The organism is Rhodopila globiformis (genome assembly GCF_002937115.1).
Taxonomy (GTDB): Bacteria; Pseudomonadota; Alphaproteobacteria; order Acetobacterales; family Acetobacteraceae; genus Rhodopila; species Rhodopila globiformis.
Genome location: NZ_NHRY01000258.1, coordinates 1 through 18,882, shown reverse-complemented (window position 1 = coordinate 18,882; position 18,882 = coordinate 1). Strand labels below are relative to the sequence as shown.

General features: G+C 69.0%; 16 protein-coding genes. 10 read left to right on the top strand and 6 right to left on the bottom strand.

The window, feature by feature from the left end; translation table 11 throughout:
- Positions 1-315 precede the first annotated feature (315 nt).
- Complete coding sequence (lysA, locus tag CCS01_RS27510; protein ID WP_104521967.1) at positions 316-1,644, top strand: diaminopimelate decarboxylase; 1,329 nt, start codon at positions 316-318, stop codon at positions 1,642-1,644.
- On the top strand, positions 1,641-4,154 hold the full coding sequence (locus CCS01_RS27505) for a DUF4175 domain-containing protein (RefSeq protein WP_104521966.1): 2,514 nt from the start codon (positions 1,641-1,643) through the stop codon (positions 4,152-4,154). Before lysA ends, CCS01_RS27505 begins: the two co-directional genes overlap by 4 nt.
- An 887-nt stretch (positions 4,155-5,041) precedes the next feature.
- Here CCS01_RS27505 and CCS01_RS27500 read toward each other — a convergent pair.
- Entirely contained in the window at positions 5,042-6,013 is a 972-nt protein-coding gene (locus CCS01_RS27500; protein ID WP_104521965.1) for a patatin-like phospholipase family protein, read from the bottom strand.
- Between the two features lie 217 nt (positions 6,014-6,230).
- Positions 6,231-7,100, bottom strand: a complete 870-nt coding sequence (locus CCS01_RS27495; RefSeq protein ID WP_104521964.1) for a diacylglycerol/lipid kinase family protein — start codon at positions 7,098-7,100, stop codon at positions 6,231-6,233.
- 252 nt (positions 7,101-7,352) lie between these two features.
- Here CCS01_RS27495 and CCS01_RS27490 point away from each other — a divergent pair, with 252 nt between their 5' ends.
- From CCS01_RS27490 to CCS01_RS27460, 7 genes are all read left to right on the top strand, one after another.
- Positions 7,353-8,171 (top strand): UDP-2,3-diacylglucosamine diphosphatase, encoded by an 819-nt coding sequence (locus CCS01_RS27490; RefSeq protein WP_170114674.1) that lies wholly within the window; start codon positions 7,353-7,355, stop codon positions 8,169-8,171.
- A gap of 40 nt (positions 8,172-8,211) precedes the next feature.
- Positions 8,212-9,237 (top strand): glycosyltransferase family 4 protein, encoded by a 1,026-nt coding sequence (locus tag CCS01_RS27485; protein ID WP_408887516.1) that lies wholly within the window; start codon positions 8,212-8,214, stop codon positions 9,235-9,237.
- A 491-nt stretch (positions 9,238-9,728) separates the two neighbouring features.
- Positions 9,729-10,604: a Kdo hydroxylase family protein gene (locus CCS01_RS27480; protein ID WP_158258640.1), complete on the top strand. Its 876-nt coding sequence runs from the start codon at positions 9,729-9,731 to the stop codon at positions 10,602-10,604.
- A 114-nt stretch (positions 10,605-10,718) separates the two neighbouring features.
- Complete coding sequence (locus tag CCS01_RS27475; RefSeq protein ID WP_104521962.1) at positions 10,719-11,393, top strand: lysophospholipid acyltransferase family protein; 675 nt, start codon at positions 10,719-10,721, stop codon at positions 11,391-11,393.
- The gene (locus tag CCS01_RS27470; RefSeq protein ID WP_104521994.1) at positions 11,390-12,667 is read left to right on the top strand and encodes a 3-deoxy-D-manno-octulosonic acid transferase; all 1,278 of its coding nucleotides are present in this window, start codon (positions 11,390-11,392) and stop codon (positions 12,665-12,667) included. Before CCS01_RS27475 ends, CCS01_RS27470 begins: the two co-directional genes overlap by 4 nt.
- A gap of 3 nt (positions 12,668-12,670) precedes the next feature.
- Positions 12,671-13,657 carry a tetraacyldisaccharide 4'-kinase gene (gene lpxK, locus CCS01_RS27465; protein WP_104521961.1) on the top strand — a complete coding sequence of 329 codons (987 nt, stop codon included), beginning with the start codon at positions 12,671-12,673 and terminating at the stop codon, positions 13,655-13,657.
- 7 nt (positions 13,658-13,664) lie between these two features.
- On the top strand, positions 13,665-14,327 hold the full coding sequence (locus tag CCS01_RS27460) for an HAD family hydrolase (protein WP_104521960.1): 663 nt from the start codon (positions 13,665-13,667) through the stop codon (positions 14,325-14,327).
- On the opposite strand, the gene CCS01_RS27455 is transcribed toward CCS01_RS27460, so the two are convergent.
- Positions 14,292-15,593 (bottom strand): MFS transporter, encoded by a 1,302-nt coding sequence (locus tag CCS01_RS27455; protein WP_104521959.1) that lies wholly within the window; start codon positions 15,591-15,593, stop codon positions 14,292-14,294. The genes CCS01_RS27460 and CCS01_RS27455 overlap by 36 nt on opposite strands.
- A 96-nt stretch (positions 15,594-15,689) precedes the next feature.
- Between CCS01_RS27455 and CCS01_RS27450 the strand changes: the two genes are divergently transcribed.
- Complete coding sequence (locus tag CCS01_RS27450) at positions 15,690-16,001, top strand: antibiotic biosynthesis monooxygenase family protein (RefSeq protein WP_104521958.1); 312 nt, start codon at positions 15,690-15,692, stop codon at positions 15,999-16,001.
- A gap of 17 nt (positions 16,002-16,018) precedes the next feature.
- On the opposite strand, the gene CCS01_RS27445 is transcribed toward CCS01_RS27450, so the two are convergent.
- The 3 genes from CCS01_RS27445 to CCS01_RS27435 all read right to left on the bottom strand — a co-directional run.
- Complete coding sequence (locus CCS01_RS27445) at positions 16,019-17,269, bottom strand: acyltransferase family protein (RefSeq protein ID WP_158258639.1); 1,251 nt, start codon at positions 17,267-17,269, stop codon at positions 16,019-16,021.
- Positions 17,270-17,672: 403 nt separating this feature from the next.
- A complete protein-coding gene (locus CCS01_RS27440; RefSeq protein ID WP_146101995.1) occupies positions 17,673-18,710 on the bottom strand; it encodes a hypothetical protein in 1,038 nt (345 codons plus the stop codon).
- The coding region (locus CCS01_RS27435; protein ID WP_146101497.1) for a transposase at positions 18,707-18,882 on the bottom strand (176 nt) is incomplete at its 5' end. The genes CCS01_RS27440 and CCS01_RS27435, both read right to left, overlap by 4 nt.

Below are 18,882 nucleotides of genomic sequence, written 5' to 3'. Positions count from 1 at the left end.
GCCTGTCCGCGACAGCGCGGCACAGATCTGGCCATGACTGTCACGCAAGAAAGCCCTGGTCCATGATCCGTTCCGTCGCGGCTTCCGGATCACGGCCTTATGTGGCCAGGCCAATGGGCCGTCGCCCGCGGCAATCGCATGCGTCAGGTGCGGCCCGACAGCGCGCCGGTTGTGATCGACATCGTCCGGCCGACTTTGTAGAAAACCGCGCTTTCGGAAGGACTTCCGCCCGATGCCGCCAAGCAGGCCAACTTTCAGCTTCGGCACTGGCGACTTTCCTTTCCTGCCGTTCCCTATCCGCGTTAGGCTGTCCCGATGGCTGCTCCGTCCTCTCCGAACGACCCCGCGACCGATCCCTCCATCCAGGAGCTGATCACCGCCCGCCCCTGGCTGAAGCATGACGCGCAGGCTGGCCTGCTGCTGGACGGCGTCCCGCTCGCCGCCATCGCCGACGTCGTCGGCACCCCGACCTGGGTCTATTCCGCCGCCACCATGCGGTGCCGCTATCGCGCTCTGGCCACCGCGATGGCCGAGGCCGGTCTCGACATGCAGGTGCACTACGCGGTCAAGGCCAACGACAGCCGCGCCGTCCTGGCCCAGTTCGCGGCCGAGGGCGCCGGCGCCGACGTCGTCAGCGGCGGCGAACTGCTGAAAGCCCGCCGCGCCGGCATCCCCGCCAGCGCCATCGTCTATTCCGGCGTCGGCAAGTCGGAGCAGGAGATGCGCCTCGCGCTGTCCGAGGACATCGGCCAGATCAACGTCGAAAGCACCGAGGAACTGGAGATGCTCTCTGCCCTCGCCGGCGCCCTCGGCCACACCGCCCGCGTTGCCCTGCGGGTGAATCCGGATGTCGATGCCGGCACCAACGACAAGATCGCCACCGGCCGCGCCACCGACAAGTTCGGCATCCCCTACGCCGACGCCGTCGCGTTGTACGCCCGCGCCGCGTCCCTGCCGGGCGTCGAGCCGGTTGGCCTGGCGACGCATATCGGCAGCCAGATCCTGGACCTCGCGCCCTACCGCGACGCCTTCGCCCGCATTGCCGCCCTGGTCGAGGCGCTGCGGGAACACGGCCTGCGCGTCGGCACGGTCGATTGCGGCGGCGGCCTCGGCATCGGCTACCGCAACGAACCGACATCCTCCCCCGCCGGCCTCGCCGCCGCCATGAAGGGCGCGTTCGGCGGGCTCGACGTCCGCCTGATCATGGAGCCGGGACGCTGGCTCGTCGGCCCCGCCGGCGTGCTGCTGGCCTCGGTCGTGCTGGTCAAGCAGACCCGGCATGAGCCGTTCGTCGTGCTGGACGCGGCAATGAACGATCTGGTGCGGCCGGCGATGTACGACGCCTGGCACGGCATCGTCCCGCTGTCGCCGGTCGATGCCGTCACGCCTGTGGGCCCGGTTACGGTCGTCGGTCCGGTCTGTGAAAGCGGAGACACGTTCGCGCGAAGCCGGCGGCTGCCACCCTTGGCGCCGAACGCGCACGTGGCGATTCTGGATGCCGGTGCGTATGGTGTCGTGATGAGCTCGACCTACAATGCCCGGCCGCTGGCGGCCGAGGCCTGGGTGGACGACGCGCGCTGGTCGGTGATCCGCGACCGGCAGCCGATGGAAGCACTGTGGGAAAGGGAGCGACTGCCCGCATGACCGATCCGGCGCCCCTGCTCCGGCGCCTCGCTGGCCGCCGGTTTCTGGCCCGCGCGGCCCTGCTGTTCGAGGTGCTCTGGCCCGCGCTGTGGCCGCCCGCCGCCGTTGCCGGCGTGTTCCTGTGCCTTGCGCTGCTCGGCCTGCCGCCGCTGCTGCCGGGCTGGCTGCACCTGATCGTGCTGGCGCTGTTCCTGGTTGTCTTCCTCGGCCTGCTGGTCCGCGGCCTGCGCGGCATCACCGTCCCCGACGACCGCGCCGCCGATCGGCGGCTGGAGGGGCAGTCCGGCCTGATGCACCGGCCGCTGTCGGTGCTGACGGACACGCCCGCCGTCACCGACCCCGTCGGCCTCGCCCTCTGGAAGGCCCATGCCACCCGTGCCCTGGCGCAGATCGGCCAGTTGCATGTCGGGCTGCCGCGCCCGGGGCTCGCCCGCCGCGATCCGCGCGCCCTGCGCTATGGCCTGCTGCTGTCGGTGCTGGCCGCCCTGGTCATTGCCAATTTCGATGCGCCGGCGCGTCTTTATGCGGCGGTCGTGCCGTCGATGCCGATGGCGCCGGGCGTCCCGGCGACCGAGCTGCAGGCCTGGATCACGCCGCCGGCCTATACCCGCGTGGCGCCGATTTTCCTCAAGGCCGAGAGTGGCGCCGTGTCGGTGCCCGCCGGCTCGCGGCTGACGATCAACGTCTCCGGCGGCAGCCTGACGCCCACCCTGACGTTGAACGACCGCTCGGAACCGTTCAACGCGCTGGACCACAACAGCTTCCAGACCGAGTGGGACCTGACCCGGGGTGGCAAGCTGGTCGTCACCCGTGGCGGCAGCAGGCTAGCAGCCTGGAACCTGACGGTGGTGGCGGACCAGCCGCCGGAAGTATCGTGGGGCAGCCGGCCCGGCCGCACGCGGTCGGGGCAGCAGACCCGCCTGCCCTGGCAGGTCTCGGATGATTACGGCGTCAGCACGCTCCAGGCCGAGCTGCGGCTGCGCGACCGGCCGGACGCGCCGCCGCTGGTGGTGCCGATCCCGCTGCCGGGCGGCTCGCCGAAGAAAGCGCACGGCGTCAGCCAGCCGGACCTGACCGCGAATCCCTGGGCCGGCCTGCCGGTGGTCGGCCACCTGGTCGCGCGTGACGGACCCGGCCAGATCGGCACCAGCGCCGACGCGACGTTCGAACTGGGCGAGCGTCCGTTCCACAACCCGATCGCGCAGTTGCTGATCGCGGCGCGCAAGAGTCTCAGCCAGCACCCGGACGATCGCACCGAGGCGCTGGCGGCGCTGGACGGGCTGATGCAGGAGCCGGATGCGTTCCACGGCGACATCGGCGCCTTCCTCAATCTCAGCGCGATCTACTACGAGCTGGTGCGCAACAATGCCGCCTCGGCGGTGCCCGAGGCACAGGGCATGATGTGGGAACTGGCCCTGCACATGGAGGAAGGCCAGACGGAGCAGAGTGCCCGCGAACTGGAAGAGGCCAGGCAGGCCGCGCGCGATGCGATGAACAAGGCGCAGCAGCAGCCGACGGATGCCAACCGCAAGGAACTGGCCAAGCGGCTGGAGGAACTGCGCCAGGCGATCGAGCGCCACATGCGCGCCCTGATGCAGGAAGCCCAGCGCAACAATGACGTGATGCCGTTCGATCCCAAGGCGATGCAACTGTCCAACCGCGATATGGAGCGGCTGGCGCAGCAGGCCGAGCAGGCGGCGAAGGAAGGCCGCATGGCCGACGCGCAGCAGGAGATGGCGCAGCTCGAGAAGATGCTGGACCAGTTGCGCAACGCCCGCACCCAGGGCGGCCACAGGCAGGCCAACGGCCGGCGGCAGAAGGGCCGTCGCCAGCAGAGCGCCGTGCAGGACATGATCGGCCGCGAGGGCAAGTTGCTCGATCACGCGCAGCAGCGGGCCGAGCAGAACCCCGCCGCGCCGCAGCCGGGCGACCCGGCGGCACAGCGGGAGGCCGACAGTCGCGTGCAGAAGGCGCTGCGCCGCGCCCTGGGCGAGCTGATGCAGGAGTTCAGCGACCAGACCGGCGAAGCGTCGCAGGGACTGGGTGAAGCCGACCAGGCAATGCGCCAGGCGCAGTCGCAGCTGAACCAGGGGAACGACCAGGGCGCGCAGCAGTCGCAGCAGCAGGCCATCGCCGCTTTGCAGAAGGGCGGCCGGGAAATGGCCCAGGCCATGGCGAAGCAGCAGGGCTCGCAGTCCGGCGAGGGCGAAGAAGGCGAGGACGGGTCCGAAGGCACCATGGGCATGATGATGCCGGACGATCAGAATGGCGACGGCCAGGGTGCAGGACCGCAGCCCGGCTCGCCGGACCGTGCCGATCAGGGCGGTCGTGATCCGCTCGGGCGCTACAACCAGGGACTGGCTTCCGACAACGCCGACGTGACGGTGCCGGAGGAGCGGGAGCGGCAGCGCACCCAGGCGATCCAACAGGAACTGCGCCGCCGCGAAGCGGATCAGCAGCGGCCCCGGCAGGAACTTGATTATATCGACCGCCTGCTGAAGCAGTTCTGACCGCTACAGCAGACCGCAGGTTGGTTGAGACACGGCGACGGCGCACCTCACGCGTCATGGCCCGGCTTGTCCGGGCCACCTGTCGCGGCACACGTGCTGGAATAGGTGGCCCGGACAAGCCGGGCCATGACGATGAAGACAGGCCGTCTGCGTCCCAACTAACCTGCGGTCTGCTGTAGCGCACCTCGTTCGCTGGGTCTCCGCCCTACAGGCGTTAACATAGGGGCACAGGCGGTCTGTCGTCATGGCGGCCGCAGGGGCCGCCATCCACGCCTTTCCTTGGCTTCAGCACCGCCAGGCGTGGATGCCGGGCCTGCGCCCGGCATGACGAGAAAGCAACGACTGCCGCTATTTTAACGCCCAAGGACCTGCGCCCACCCTGACGCGGAGGGGCCGCCGGTGCGCGCTCCGGCAGATCGGTTATTTCGCCTCGAGTCCTTGCCGTCGCGTGGCATGTCCATTTTGCTGATGCGTCTTCCCGTACCCGCTTTTCCACGCCCCGCCGGCTGTCGCGGCCCCGGCCCATCCCGGACCGGCGCCATAACCGGCGGCACCCCCCGCATGGCCGCCGCCACCGTGCGCGCGTGCCGGCATTGCCCCTGAGCATGCCAGGATCGCGGCGGCGAAGGCCAAGGCAACCATACGGAGCATGGCGGCAGCCGTCCGGCCGCCGATAGCGCGATGCAGTGTCCTCATGATCGTCCTCCTCTGCCCGGACGTCATCCGAGGCCGGTTATCTGGTAGGGCACGCGACCGGAAAAAGCCGGCACGCGGGTATCGCCACCGAGCAACATGACGTGACGCACCGCGCCTGCAACGCGGTGATGAAGGCGCGGATCAAGGCAACGTTCCGCAGCCTGCGCGCAGCCGCTGGACCGCTCCCCTGCCTACCGTACCGCGGCGACCTGGCCACGTGCCGCCTCGTAGCCGATCTCGACGATCTCCTCGGCGCGGGCGAAGTCGAGCAGGCCGATGTGCGCCAGCGGCGGGCGGATCAGCAGGTCCGGAGGATCGATGGCCAACTGGCTCTCGGTAATGCGGGTTTCCATGACGTTGATGGAGGTAAGCAGGACGTCGAAGATGTTCGGCAGCGGTCCCTCCGCCCCCGACCAGCGGGCAAGCTGCGCGGTCGCCGGCGTCTCGCTGTTCCTCGGCCTGGCCGGCAGGTCCACCGTCGCCTGGCGGATACTGCGCGCCCAGGCGGCGATGGCGGAACTGGCAGCCGCCGTCTTGTGGGCCGGCCGTCGCGGTGCGGCCCGGTGCGCGACGACGCCATGGTTGAGGTCCACTGCGATCACGAACGCCGGTCCTAGTGCCCGCGCTGCCGCAACCGGCACCGGATCGACGACGCCACCATCGACCAGGATGCGGCTGCCGTAGCGCACCGGCGTGAAAATGCCCGGGACGGAGATGCTGGCGCGCACCGCATCGATGACGTCGCCACTGCGCAGCACGACCCGCTCGCCGCTGCCCAGGTCGGTTGCCACCGCGGCGAACGGCGTTGGCAGTGCCTCGATGCTCCGGGCGGCAACGTGTTCGCGCACCAGGGCGCTGATGCGGGCGCCGTCGATCAGGCCGGACTTCGGCAGCACCACGTCGACGAAGCGCATCATGCCGAGCCAGTCGAGCGAGCGGAAGAACGCCTTCAACCCGTCCAGCCGCCCGGCGGCATGGATCGCGCCGATCAGCGCGCCGATGCTGGAGCCGGCGATCGCGTCCACGGCTATGCCGGCTTCCTCCAGCGCGCCCAGGACGCCGATATGGGCGAGCCCGCGCGCCGATCCGCTGCCCAGCGCGAGTCCCACCCGGCGGTGCGCCGGCAGCGGGGTGATGGGGCTGTGCGGGTGGTGGTGGTCCATGGGGGCAGCTCCCTTGGTTGGGCCGGCCACCCGCCGCCGGCTGTTCAATGCCGGGGCGAGGGCCTGCCAGTCGCTATCATGACGGTGCCGGAATCGCTGTACGGCACCTGGATGCCGGCTGGAGTCGTATCAGGCTGGCGGCGCGGCGAAGCGATCTCTTACCGCTGAATTTACCTGTGCAACATGATCGCGCATGCCCACCTGGCACGGGATCGTTCTACCCCACCACCACCTGGATCGGCGCCGGCGCATCGCAGACGGACAGCGGCGCGTATCCCGCACGATCGCCATCCGCCTGTGCCGGCACGGCAACGTTCTGCAGGAATTCGATCTGGCACGCCCGCACGTGCCGCACCCCCGGCGCCCGCCCAAGCAGGTTGAGCGGCAGCGCGGCGCCATACATCATCGCGGCGGCCGGGCCGGCATGCTCGAACAGCACGACGGAGAACCCGGGCTCGCCGGGCACCGCATCCGCAGCGACATGAAAGCTGCCGCCGTACAGCCGGCCCTTGCTGATGATGACGCTCGCGGCCTCGGTCTCGATGTCATCGATCCGCATGCGGATCGACGGAAAAGGGTAGCGCGGCATCTCCCGCAGCGATTGCAGCACATAGGCGCCCTTGCCGAGCACCTTCTTCAGCGTGAACGGCAGGTTGTGCACCACCTGGGCATCGAAGCCGACGCCCAGCATCTGCACGAACAGCCGGGTCCCGTCGGCGCCATTGGCCTGGCCGGGCCACAGGGTGCAGGTGCGGCCGAAGGCCAGCGCGGCGGCGACCGACCGGGGGGCAAACGGCAGGCCAAGCTCATGCGCCAGCACGTTGGCGGTGCCCAGCGGAATGACGCCAAGCCGGGCAGTGGTTCCCATCAACCCGTTCGCCACCTCGGCGATCGTCCCGTCGCCGCCGGCGGCCACCACCATCGGCTCACCGCGCCGCGCCGCCTCGCGCGCCAGCGCCTCGGCATGGCCGGCGCGATGCGTCTCGGCAATGTCGAGCCGCACGCCGTTGGCGGCCAGCACGTCGAGGACGCGCCAGAGCAGGTACGCCCGCCGGCGGCCGGCGGCCGGGTTGAATATAACGATCATCCTCGACGCCGGTGCCAGGTGTGGTGCGGGGAAGGTGCAGTGAACCGGTGGAATCCGCCAATAAACGAGCGGTGAAAAGACTACCGCATGGCACGCCGTCATGTTGTTGTCGTGGCAGTGCTATGACATTCAAGTTACATTCATGTATTGCGGTAAAGAACACTCGCGTCATTAAACCTTCACGTGCGGATGGCAGGAGTCGAAGCATATGTGCTGAGCCGGAAATGATAGCGCGGGAATGGGCACCTTCGAATGAACGCCATGTCGCAGATCAGTTTGCCACCCGCGTATCGAGCGATTTTTATTTCCGATACGCACCTGGGTACCCGTGGCTGCCGCAGTGAGTTCCTGGCGGATTTCCTGCGCAGGTCGAGCTGCCAGCATTTGTTTCTTGTCGGCGACATCATCGACGGCTGGCGGCTGCGCAAGTCCTGGTACTGGGACAAGAGCCACGACGACGTGCTGAAGCAGATCGTGCGCCTCGCCCGTTCCGGCACCAACGTGACCTACATCCCCGGCAACCACGACGAGATGTTCCGCACCTGGCTGCCGTTCGGGCTGGAAATCTGCGGCATCAAAATGAGCCGCGACTCCGAGCACACCACCGCCGACGGCAAGCGCCTGCTGGTGATGCATGGCGACGAGTTCGACAATGTCGTGCGCTATGCCAGGTTCCTGGCCCTGCTCGGCGACTGGGCCTACACCGTGGCGCTGAGCTTCAACCGCTGGTTCAACGTGGTCCGTCTTCGCCTCGGCTATCCCTACTGGTCGCTGTCAGCCTGGCTGAAGCGCCAGGTAAAGGAAGCGGTCAAGGCGATCGACCGGTTCGAGGTCGCCCTGGCCGCGGAAGCCCGCCGCCGCGGCTTCGACGGCGTGGTCTGCGGCCACATCCATCACGCCGAAATGCGCGAGGTCCAGGGCATCCTCTACCTGAACGACGGCGACTGGGTGGAAAGCTGCACCGCGCTGGTGGAGCACCACGACGGCCGCCTGGAGCTGATCGACTGGGCGGCGCTCAACCGGCTCTCCTTCTTCCAGCCGCGCTTGAACAAGGTTGCCGCAACTGCCTGACTCTCTTCCCCTTGTGGACCTCGCGGGCGTCATCGACGTGCTGCCGCCAGCACCCTCCCACCGCATCCTGATTGTCACCGACGCCTGGAAGCCCCAGGTCAACGGCGTCGTCCGTACCCTGACCACGGTGGCGGACGAGCTGCGGGCAATGGGCCATGTCGTCGAGATCATCGGTCCCGACCGGTTCCGCACCATGCCGTGCCCGACCTATCCGGACATCGCACTGTCGCTGCTGCCGCGGCGGCGGCTGGTGCGGATGATCGAGGATTTCAGGCCGGACGCGCTGCACATCGCGACCGAGGGCCCGCTCGGCCTGGCGGCGCGAAGCTGGGCGAAGCGCACCGGCTTTGCCTTCACCACGGCGTTCCACACGCGGTTTGCCGAATACATCAACGCCCGCACCCGGCTGCCGGTGCGGCCGATCTATGCCTGGATGCGGCGCTTCCACGGCGCGAGCCAGGGTACCATGGTCGCGACGCAGTCGCTGCGCGATGAGCTGGCCTCGCGGGGGTTCCAGAACATCCGGTCCTGGTCGCGCGGCGTGGACCTGGACCTGTTCAAGCCGTTCCCGCGCGAGGAGTGGGACCTGCCGCGGCCGATCTTCATCTATGTCGGCCGGGTGGCGGTGGAGAAGAACATCGGCGCCTTCCTCGACCTCGACCTGCCCGGCTCGAAGGTTGTCGTCGGCGGCGGCCCGCAGCTGTCCTCGCTGCGGCGGGAGTATCCGAACGTCACGTTTACCGGCCCGCGCCACGGCGAGCCGCTGGCGCGCGCCTATGCCGGGGCCGACGTCTTCGTCTTCCCCAGCCTGACCGACACGTTCGGCCTGGTGCTGCTGGAGTCGCTGGCCTGTGGCACGCCTGTCGCCGCCTTTCCGGTAACCGGGCCGAAGGACGTGCTGGCCGACGCCGAGGGCAAGATCGGCTCGGTCAATGCCGACCTGCGGGCCGCCGCCCTCGATGCCCTGACCGCCGATCGGCGGGCCTGCCGGGTGCATGCCGAGCGGTATTCGTGGCGAGCTTGTGCCGAGACGTTCCTGTCGCATCTGGTGCCGCTGATGGGCTGAACGCTGCGACGGTACCAGGATAAGACTACAGCAAACCCGCAGGTCGGTTGAGACAGGGCGACGGCGCCCCCTCCTCATCATGGCCCGGCGCGTCCGGGCCACGTGTCGCGGCACGCGTGCTGGAACAGGTGGCCCGGACGCGCCGGGCCATGACGAAGAAGACGGGCCGCCTCTACGTCCCAACTTACCTGCGGTCTGCTATACCGTCCCGCCATGGCTGGGCGTGTCCCGGCCCGGGCGAGGGAGGCGAACACCCTGCCCCGCCAGAGTCCCTATCCGGACATGCAAATTGCCCCTGGCGAACGCCGATCCGGCCGGGAGCGCTCGCAATGCCTTGTCTCGGCATTCTCTCCCCGACCCGGTAGAGGTCGCAAGCACTTCATCAGTCGAATACCGGCCAAGTGACATTTATCAAGCCGCCTAGCGCCGGGATCTCCATGCTTCCGGATTGGCCAGCCTGGTCAACCACCGGAATCACATGCGAGCGAACCATGTCGGGCGACATCGTTGTTTCACTGCCGATTGCAGATTGGAATGGTCCCTTTGACCCTGACCTCGGCCGCCATGCGGTTGCCGCGCTGGAAGCCGGCCGGGTCGTCTGCCTGACCGGTCTTGCGTTCACAACCTTGCCCGAGGAAGCCGTCCTGCTGTCGCCGGCCCTGCTGGACAACAGCCGGAAGAACATCAGCTTCGACCCGGCCTCCGGTCGCGTCAGCGGTTCGGCCGAACATCCCGCGCTTCTGGCCGCCATGCTGGCCCGCTTCGCCCGGTCGGCCGAATCGATGCTGCGTGGGCTGCTGATTCCCTATGCCGATACGCTCTGGGCCGGCCGGACGAGCTTCCGGCCGGCCGAAATCGCCGGCCGGGCCTATTCGCCCCGGCATGACGACCGCCGGCTGCACGTGGACGCCTTCCCTTCCCGGCCGATCGGCGGCGCCCGCATCCTGCGGCTGTTCACGGTCCTGCCGCAGGCGAGCGCCGCCCGTGCGTGGCGCATCGGCGAACCCTTCGAGAGCGTTGCGGCGGGTTTCCTGCCGGCGCTGCCGTCTCCGGCCCCGCTGCGCGCCCGGCTGTATGCGCTTCTGGGCCTGACCAAGGGCGTGCAATCCGCTTATGACCAGATGATGCTGGCCCTGCACGACCGGATGAAGCTCGATGCCGACTACCAGCGGCAGGCATCCTACACCGCCCGGACGTTTTCGCCCGGATCGACCTGGCTATGCTTCACCGATCAGGTATCGCACGCCGCGCTGTCGGGACACATGATGCTGGAGCAGACCTTCCATGTGCCGGTGCAATCGATGCTGGATCCCGAGCAATCGCCCCTGCGCGTGCTGGAACGGCTTGCCGGACGCGCCCTGGCGTAGCATCGCGCCGGGCCGGGCGGACATCCGCTGAATTCATGACAAACGAGATTTCCGCTTGGGAATTCCTCGTCACCACACTTCCGCAACATCCCCCTGCGTGCTACCCGCGGGCTAATGAAGTCCCTGCTGCGCACGTCACAGGTCCAGGCCCTGCTGGCGAGAGTCCTTGGCTTGTACCTTGCGATCGCCCTGCGCACGACGCGCTGGACGGTGCATGGCCGGGAGCATTTTGACCACTACGGCGCCGGCACGCCGGCCGTGTTCGCCTTCTGGCACGAATTCCTGCCGCTGATTTCGAAGCTGGTGCTGATCGCCCGCACCCTGCCGCTGTATCGCCCGACTCCGATCTACACCCTGGTCAGCCACCACCGGGACGGGCGGTTCATCGGCACGGTGGTGCGGCGCTTCGGCATCGAGCCAATCTTCGGCTCCACGTCCCGCGGCGGCGCGGCCGGGCTCCGCAGCCTGGCCTTGGCACTCGCCAGGGGCGGCCAGATCGGCATCACGCCGGATGGGCCGCGCGGACCGCGCCGCCAGGCTGCCCCCGGCGTCGCCCAGCTCGCGGCCCTGGCGGGCGTGCCGGTGCTGCCCTGCGCCGCCCGCACCAGCCGGCGCATCCAGCTCCGCACCTGGGACCGGATGGCGCTGCCGCTGCCGTTCGGCCGCGGCGTCCTCGTCTGCGGTCCGGCGATTTTCGTCAGCCGCGACGACTGGCAGGCCGCCGTCCCTGCCATCACCGCGGCGCTCAACCAGGTTGCGGACCAGGCGGATGCGCTGTGTCCGGCATGATCGGCGCCGTCCGCGCCGGCTGGGCGGTCGCCGCGACGCTGTTGGCTCCGGCCCTGCGGCTGAACCTGAGCCGCCGCGCCGCCAGGGGGCTTGAGGTCGCGGCCCGCCTCCCCGAACGCCGCGGCATCGATCCGACGCCGCGGCCGCCCGGCCCGCTGATCTGGATGCACGCCGCCAGCGTCGGCGAGACGATGTCCATCCTGCCGGTGCTGGCGGCGCTGCGCGGCCGGGCGACCGTGCTGCTGAGCACCGGCACCGCGACCTCACAGGCCCTGCTGGCGCAGCGCCTTCCGGAGCTGGGGCTGGACGGCCATGTGCTGCACCGCTTCGCGCCGCTCGATGTCCCCGTCTGGGTCGATCGCTTCCTGTCGCACTGGCGGCCGGACGTGGCGTGCTTCGTGGAAAGTGAGCTGTGGCCGAACCAGCTTGCCGCCTGCCGGGCGCGCCGCATCCCGCTGATGCTGGTGAACGCCCGCATGTCCGACCACAGCTTCACCCGCTGGCGCCGGTTCCCCGGCCTGGCCCGCCACCTGCTGGGCGCCTTCGACCGCATCCAGGCGCGCGGGGAACAGGATGCCGGGCGGCTGCGGCTCCTCGGCGCCCGGAGCGTCGAGGCGCCGGGCGACCTGAAATTCGCCGCCCCGGACCTGCCCGCGGATCCGCAGGAGCTCGCCCGCCTTACCATCGAGCTGGCCGATCGGCCGGTGTGGCTGGCGGCCAGCACCCATCCGGGGGAGGAGGTGCTCGTTGCCGCCGTTCACACGCGGGTCGCCGCGACGCATCCGGGGTTGCTGACCATCATCGCGCCGCGCCATCCGGACCGCGGCGCCGCGCTGGCGGCCGAGCTGAACGCGCCGCGCCGGAGCGCCGGCGACGGACTGCCGCACCAGGGCATCTGGATTGCCGACACGATGGGTGAGTTGGGCTTGTGGTACCGCGTCGCGCCCATCGCGTTCGTCGGCCGCAGCCTGATCGCGCCGGGCGGCGGCCAGAATCTGCTGGAACCGGCGCGGCTGGGCTGCGCCATCGCGGTTGGTCCCCATACCGGCAACTTCACGGCGCACGTCGCCCTGCTGCGGCAGGCCGGCGGGCTGGTGGAGGTCGCGGATGCCGACGGCCTGGCGGGCTTTGTCGCCGGCATGCTGGACAACCCGGCGCTGCGCAGGCAGCTTGGCGAACGGGCCGCCGCCTCGGCGCGCCGCCACGCCGAACTGCCGAAACAGACGGCGGAGACGTTGCTGTCGCTGCTGCCGTCGCACGTGCCCCTGGCCTGAACGATGCCCGGCGCGCCCGCCTTCTGGTCACGCGATGGTCTGCTGGCCCGGCTGCTGTCGCCGCTGTCTTCCGTCGGCGCGGCCATGACCGCGCGCCGGGTGGCGCGGCCCGGGTGGCAGGCGCCGGTGCCGGTGATCTGCTGCGGCAACGTCACCGTCGGTGGCGCCGGCAAGACGACGCTGGTGCTGGACCTCGCCCGCCGCCTGGCCGATCGCGGCCATACCGTGCATGTGCTGCTGCGCGGCTATGGTGGGGATTCGCGCGGCGTGCATCGCGTGGCGGCGGATGATCCGGCCGCCCGCGTCGGCGATGAGGCTCTGTTGTTGGCCGCGGCCGCCCCGACCTGGATTGGCGCCGACAGGGCGGCAAGCGCCCGGGAAGCGGTGGCGGCGGGCGCGCAGGTGCTGCTGATGGATGACGGGCTGCAGAACCCGACCCTGGCGAAAACCTTCTCGATCCTGGTGATTGACGGCCGCACCGGCTTCGGCAACGGCCGGGTGCTGCCGGCGGGGCCGCTGCGCGAGCCAATTGCCGCCGCGGCTGCCCGCTGCCAGGCGGTGGTGCTCATCGGCGCCGACGCCACCGGCGCACTGGCCCGGCTGCCGCCCCACCTGCCGGTGCTGCGGGCCGATCTGCGGCAGGATACGGCGATTGGCGTCCTGGCCGGGCAGCGGGTCCTGGCGTTTGCCGGCATCGCCATCCCGGACAAATTCTTCGCCCCCCTGCGGCAGGCCGGCGCCGTGGTCACGGCGGCCCGGCCGTTCCCGGACCATCATCCCTACACGGCAGGCGACCTCGCGGCACTGGAACGTGCGGCGGCGGCGCTGGACGCGAGGCTGGTGACAACGCCCAAGGACGCAGTGCGCCTGCCGCCGGAGTTCCGCGCCCGCGTCACCGTCATTTGTGTCGGTCTCGTATGGGAAAATGCGGACCGGATCGAGCAGTGCCTCGATAGTGTGATGAGGCCACGGCCGCCCGGTTCGCTTTAACTGGGGTATGCACGACATCGTCTTTCTGTTCGACGTCGACAACACCTTGCTGGACAACGACCATGTCCAGCACGACCTGGGCGCGCACCTGACGGCCGAATACGGCCAGGAAGCCCACGACTGCTACTGGAAGCTGTTCGAGGACCTTCGCCGCGAACTCGGCTATGCCGATTACCTGGGGGCGCTGCAGCGCTACCGCCTGGAGTTCCTGCACAATCCCAAGGTGCTGCGCATCGCCAACTGGCTGGCCGACTACCCGTTCGCCGATCGGCTGTATCCGCGGGCGTTGGAGGCGGTGCGGCATGTGGCCGCCTGGGGCTTGCCGGTGATCCTGTCGGACGGCGACGCGGTGTTCCAGCCGCGCAAGGTCGAGCGGTCCGGCCTGTGGCAGGCGTTCGACGACCATGTCCTGATCTATATCCATAAGGAGCAGGTGCTGGACGACGTCGAGCGCCTGTACCCGGCCCGCCGCTACGTCATGATCGACGACAAGCTGCGCATCCTGGAGTCCCTGAAGCAAAGCTGGGGCGAGCGCGTCACCACGGTGTTCCCGCGCCAGGGACACTATGCGCTGGATCGCGAGGAAGTTCGCCGCCACCGTCCGGCCGACATCAGCATCGACGCCATCGGTGACTTACTTGGGTTCGGGCGCGAGCGGTTTGGCGGGTAGGCTGAAGCCCCGGTTCCGCAGCGCCGCGAAGATCCATCCGGCCGCCGCCAGGTTGACCGCCGCCGCCACGCGCAGCACCGCGGGCGCGTCCAGTCCTGCCGCGGCCAGGGCCGCCGCGGCGGCGGACCCGGCGACCATGAACAGCGCGTTCATGATGTTGTTGGCGGCGATCATGCGCGAGCGCTGCGCCGGCGCCGCCGCCTCCTGGATGATGGCGTAGAGCGGCACGGAATAGACACCGCCGCACATCGCCAGCAGGGTCAGGTCGAGCAGCATGCGCCATCCGGCCGGCGCGGCCAGCACCGCTCCGGCGGTCGTCAGCCCGTGCGCGGCGGTCGCGGCCCAGGCGAAATCCAGGCAGAACAGCGAGATCCCCAGCGCGGCGAACGGCGTCAGCCGGGCGGAAACCTGCCCGTGCAGCAGCCGCGCGCAGCCGATGGAGCCGACGCCGACGCCGATGGCGAACACCGCCAGCAACAGGGTCAGCACGCTGCCCTCGGCATGCATGGTGTCGCGGGCGACGATCGGGAACTCGGTCAGCAGTGTGGCGCCCATGGTCCAGAACCAGGACAGCGCCAGCACCGACAGCCATATCGGCCGGATCGCGGCGGCCGCCCGGACCACGCGCCAGGTCTCGGCGGCCAGGTTCAGGCCCAGGTCGAGCGCCGGGTCCGCTGGCGGCGCATCCGGCATGCGCAGCGCGCCGAGCAGGCCGAGCAGCGCCAGGCCCACGCCGGTGACGCCGACGACGGCCGGGCCGGGGCCGAGCAGGATCAGCCCGCCGCCCGCGACCGTGCCGCAGACGATGGACAGGAAGGTCGTGGCCTCGATGATGCCGTTGCCGGCGAGCAGTTCGTCCTCGGCCAGGTATTCCGGCAGCACGCCGTACTTCACCGGCCCGAACAGCGCCGCCTGGACACCCAGGCCGACCAGGACGGCGAGCAGGGCGGGGACGCTGGCGAACAGGAAGGCGCCGGCGGCGGCGGCCGTCAGCAGCACCTCGGCCACTTTATAGACCACCACCAGCCGCGGCTTGGCGAACCGGTCGGCCAGCTTCCCGGCGGTGGCGGACAGTAGGATGTACGGCGCGATGAACAGCGCCCCCGCCAGGGCCGACAGGCCGGTGCCGCCGATGCCCAGGCGGAAGATCGCCAGCACGATCATGGCGTTCTTCACCAGGTTGTCGTTCAGCGCGCCACAGGACTGCGCCAGCGTCAGCGGCCAGAGGCGCCGGGAACGGATAAGATGCAGCGACGATGCGGCCATTGGGTTCCTTCGAGGCGGCGGTCTTTCGAGTCAGTCGGCTTGTGATAGCATGAAGCGACCCCAGCTTCCTGATACCGAACAACGAGGAACCGGCCCATGTTCATTGCGATGAATCGCTTCAAGGTCCTGCCCGGCGCCGAAGCCGCATTCGAGGAGGTCTGGACCTCACGCGATACATTCCTGCGCGGCGTGCCGGGCTTCATGTCGTTCCACCTGCTGCGCGGGCCGGCGAAGGAGGATCATGTGCTGTATTCGTCGCACTCGATCTGGAAGGACCGGGCGGCGTTCCAGGCGTGGACGAAGTCCGAGGCCTTCCGCATGGCGCACCGCGACGCCGGCAACAACAAGCCGCTGTATGCCGGACATCCGGAGTTCGAGGGGTTCGAGGTCATCCAGACGGTGAAGTAGGCGACCTCCGGCGGCTGTCACGGGCTGGCCCCGACCGGGACGGCGGAACGGCCCAGGCGCTGTTGCCAGCGCTTGCCCGCCAGGATAGCCGGCCGTTCCACCGCCAGGAACACGATCGAGGCGACCAGGACCAGCACGATGGCGTTGACCAGGCTCACGCCGATATAGACCGGTGCGCTGCTGGCAAGAGTGTGCGGCAGCACGTGCCGGAACACGGTCCAGAGCAGGGCGCCGTGCAGCAGGTAGATCGAGTAGCTGATATCCCCAAGCCACAGCAACCCGGGCCGGCGAAGCAGGCCCCACAGGTCGTGTCCTGACGCGATGACCACGAAGAACACCGTCAGGCCCAATGTGGACTTCCAGGCATAGGCAGTTGGCATGAACAGGACGACGGTGAGTAGGGCGGCAATCGCAACGTATCCGGCGCTGCGCCGGTTTCCGATGTCCTTCAGCGCCTGGTTGCGCACCCAGTGCGCGGCGGCGATGCCGCCGAGGAAGGACAGCAGGATCTTCGGGTTGAACGGGTCAAGCACGCCGAACCAATAGAACGACAGGAAGAGTGCGATGACCGCCGCCGCCGAAGCCGCCGCGGCGACGGGCTTGCGCGCGCGCCCGGCCACGAAGGCCAGTGCCGGCAGGACCAGGTAGAACAGCCATTCGTATGGCAAGCTCCAGGTCACCCAGGCGACAGCCTCCCCGGTGTCTGGCAGGCCGTTCAGATTCAGCGTGCCGAACATGGTGAACACCAGCCAGCTTGCCAGCGACGGCCAGAAGTTGCCGTTCGCCTGCTGCTGCTGCGACGCGAACCCCCACGCCACGGCGACGAGCAGCGCCAGCATGACCAGGTAGGCCGGATACAGCCGGCAAAGCCTGGAGATGAAGAACTCCGCCCAGTTGAGGCCGCTTCCCCGCGACAGCACGCGGCTCCAGAACAGGAATGCCGTGATCATGAAGAACAGCGCCACGCTGGTCTGGCCGAGATGCACGACAAGGCGCGACGGCGGCAGCGTCCAGCCGTGGCCGTGCAGGTAGAACCAGGTGATCACGGTGTGGTGGATGAAGACACCGATTCCCAGGAAGCCGCGCAATCCGTCGATACTGGTGTGGCGGCCTGATTCAACCGCGGCCAGGACACGACGGATTGGCGGCAGGCGTCGCAGCAGCAGTGTCGCGGTGGCGATCGCCACGGCGAACAGCACGACCACCATCAAGGGGCTGTCAACGAACCAGGTGAACAGGCGGGAAAGCGCCCCTATGTCGTCCGGCATAAGACCCCCCATTGCATGACGCCCTTGGACGGGCAGGTCCGGATCGGCCGAGCCTTGCTACAGCAGGGACTCAGGACCTCGAGCCATCGGCCGAGGCCGGCGGCACGGAGCCGCCTTCCGGCTTTACGCCTCCCTCACGGTCATCGGCTGCCATCCGAAGTGGTCTGCCACGGGAGGTGGGGGCGAGCTGCGCGAATCGGCCTGACGTGCTCCTAACTGTTCCACGCTTGCGTTACAAGCAGTGCCCGGCAGGGACCCGCGCTCCGCAGCCCGGCAGCGGTTCAGTCACAGCCTTGCGGCTAGAGCGTTTTCAGCCTGACTGGAAACGCTCCAGCTCATAATTTCACGAGCAATTTCATCGGCCTGAAATCGCTCCGCGATTTCCAGTCAGGCCGATATTGCTCTAGCCAAGCCGTCCATCTCCCAGCGACCAGGTGTAGCCGATGGGCCAGCGTGCCACGGTGTTGAAGCGCCTGGCCTCGTGCCGCAGCAGGTAGCTGCACTTCCGGTGCAGCGCCGTGCCGAACAAGGATGTCGCGTCCGCATTCCCTTCGGAAAGCCATACGTAGTCGGCGTCGTCGAAACGGAGCTGTGCGGCTTTCGCACCCGATATGCCCGTGACATCGGCTTGCCTGCTTACTGTCCGGGGCGGCAGGCCAGGGGCGCGGGCCGACAGCGCCAGGTCGTAGTTCTGAATCAGCACGGGAAATCCGTCGCCGGTCATGTCGAGCAGCGTCAGCGAGGCGGAGGGTGGCACCTGCACATCGACCGACCGTGCCACCGCATGCAACCACGGCACAGGAGACGTAAGGTCCGTCCGATACAGCCTGACGGTCGCCAGCGCCAGCATCAGCGTCACGCCCAGCAGGACCGCGGCGGTCGGCCTGGGCGGCATCCGCTTCAGCCATCCCAGCGGCAGGACCGCGAGCACGGCGACCATGACGGCCGGGCCGGCCTCCCCCAGGTAGCGCCAGAACGAGGCCGCGGCCACGGCTTCTTCAGCCGAGAAACTGGCCGCAAGATAGGTGAAGGTCAGGAAGCCGATCATCCCGGCCGAAACGACGGCCGCGACTATCGCGACTCCACGGGCCGACGGCGCCAGGGTGTCCCGGGCGCACAAAGCCAGCACGGCGCGGATGCCTATGAAGACGATCAGCGCGAACAGGCCGGTCTTCGCGACCATGATGCGGAAAATACTGTGCAAGATCTGCGGCAGCAGGCTCCATCGCCACGCCGCCAGCGGCATGATGTGGTACTCGCCGCCCGGTATCTGGCTGGCTGTGTAGCTGCTCCAGCCCAGCAGCAGACAGGCCGGAAGCACCACCGCGATCATCAGGGACGGCCATGCCGCGCTGCGCATCAGGTCCCGGTGCCGCCACGCGACGATTGCGCATCCCAGCATCAGCAGGCCGAACTGCGCGGCATTAGGGCGTGTCGTCAATTAAGCCAAACGACGGCGGCGGCGAGGTGGACCGCGGCGAGGAAGTTGCGGGCAGTCTTGTCATAGCGGGTTGCGATGGCACGGAACTGCTTGAGCCTGGCGAAGAAATTTTCGATCAGATGGCGCGCCTTGTAGAGGTCGCGGTCGTAGGTCCGCGGCGAGCGGCGATTGG

What these genes read in the sequence shown, in the direction of transcription:
- lysA (WP_104521967.1), top strand. Translation starts at nt 316, where the DNA reads ATGGCTGCTCCGTCCTCTCCGAACGACCCCGCGACCGATCCCTCCATC.
- CCS01_RS27505 (WP_104521966.1), top strand. Translation starts at nt 1,641, where the DNA reads ATGACCGATCCGGCGCCCCTGCTCCGGCGCCTCGCTGGCCGCCGGTTT.
- CCS01_RS27500 (WP_104521965.1), bottom strand. Translation starts at nt 6,013, where the DNA reads ATGGACCACCACCACCCGCACAGCCCCATCACCCCGCTGCCGGCGCAC.
- CCS01_RS27495 (WP_104521964.1), bottom strand. Translation starts at nt 7,100, where the DNA reads ATGATCGTTATATTCAACCCGGCCGCCGGCCGCCGGCGGGCGTACCTG.
- CCS01_RS27490 (WP_170114674.1), top strand. Translation starts at nt 7,353, where the DNA reads ATGAACGCCATGTCGCAGATCAGTTTGCCACCCGCGTATCGAGCGATT.
- CCS01_RS27480 (WP_158258640.1), top strand. Translation starts at nt 9,729, where the DNA reads ATGTCGGGCGACATCGTTGTTTCACTGCCGATTGCAGATTGGAATGGT.
- CCS01_RS27475 (WP_104521962.1), top strand. Translation starts at nt 10,719, where the DNA reads ATGAAGTCCCTGCTGCGCACGTCACAGGTCCAGGCCCTGCTGGCGAGA.
- CCS01_RS27470 (WP_104521994.1), top strand. Translation starts at nt 11,390, where the DNA reads ATGATCGGCGCCGTCCGCGCCGGCTGGGCGGTCGCCGCGACGCTGTTG.
- lpxK (WP_104521961.1), top strand. Translation starts at nt 12,671, where the DNA reads ATGCCCGGCGCGCCCGCCTTCTGGTCACGCGATGGTCTGCTGGCCCGG.
- CCS01_RS27460 (WP_104521960.1), top strand. Translation starts at nt 13,665, where the DNA reads ATGCACGACATCGTCTTTCTGTTCGACGTCGACAACACCTTGCTGGAC.
- CCS01_RS27455 (WP_104521959.1), bottom strand. Translation starts at nt 15,593, where the DNA reads ATGGCCGCATCGTCGCTGCATCTTATCCGTTCCCGGCGCCTCTGGCCG.
- CCS01_RS27450 (WP_104521958.1), top strand. Translation starts at nt 15,690, where the DNA reads ATGTTCATTGCGATGAATCGCTTCAAGGTCCTGCCCGGCGCCGAAGCC.
- CCS01_RS27445 (WP_158258639.1), bottom strand. Translation starts at nt 17,269, where the DNA reads ATGCCGGACGACATAGGGGCGCTTTCCCGCCTGTTCACCTGGTTCGTT.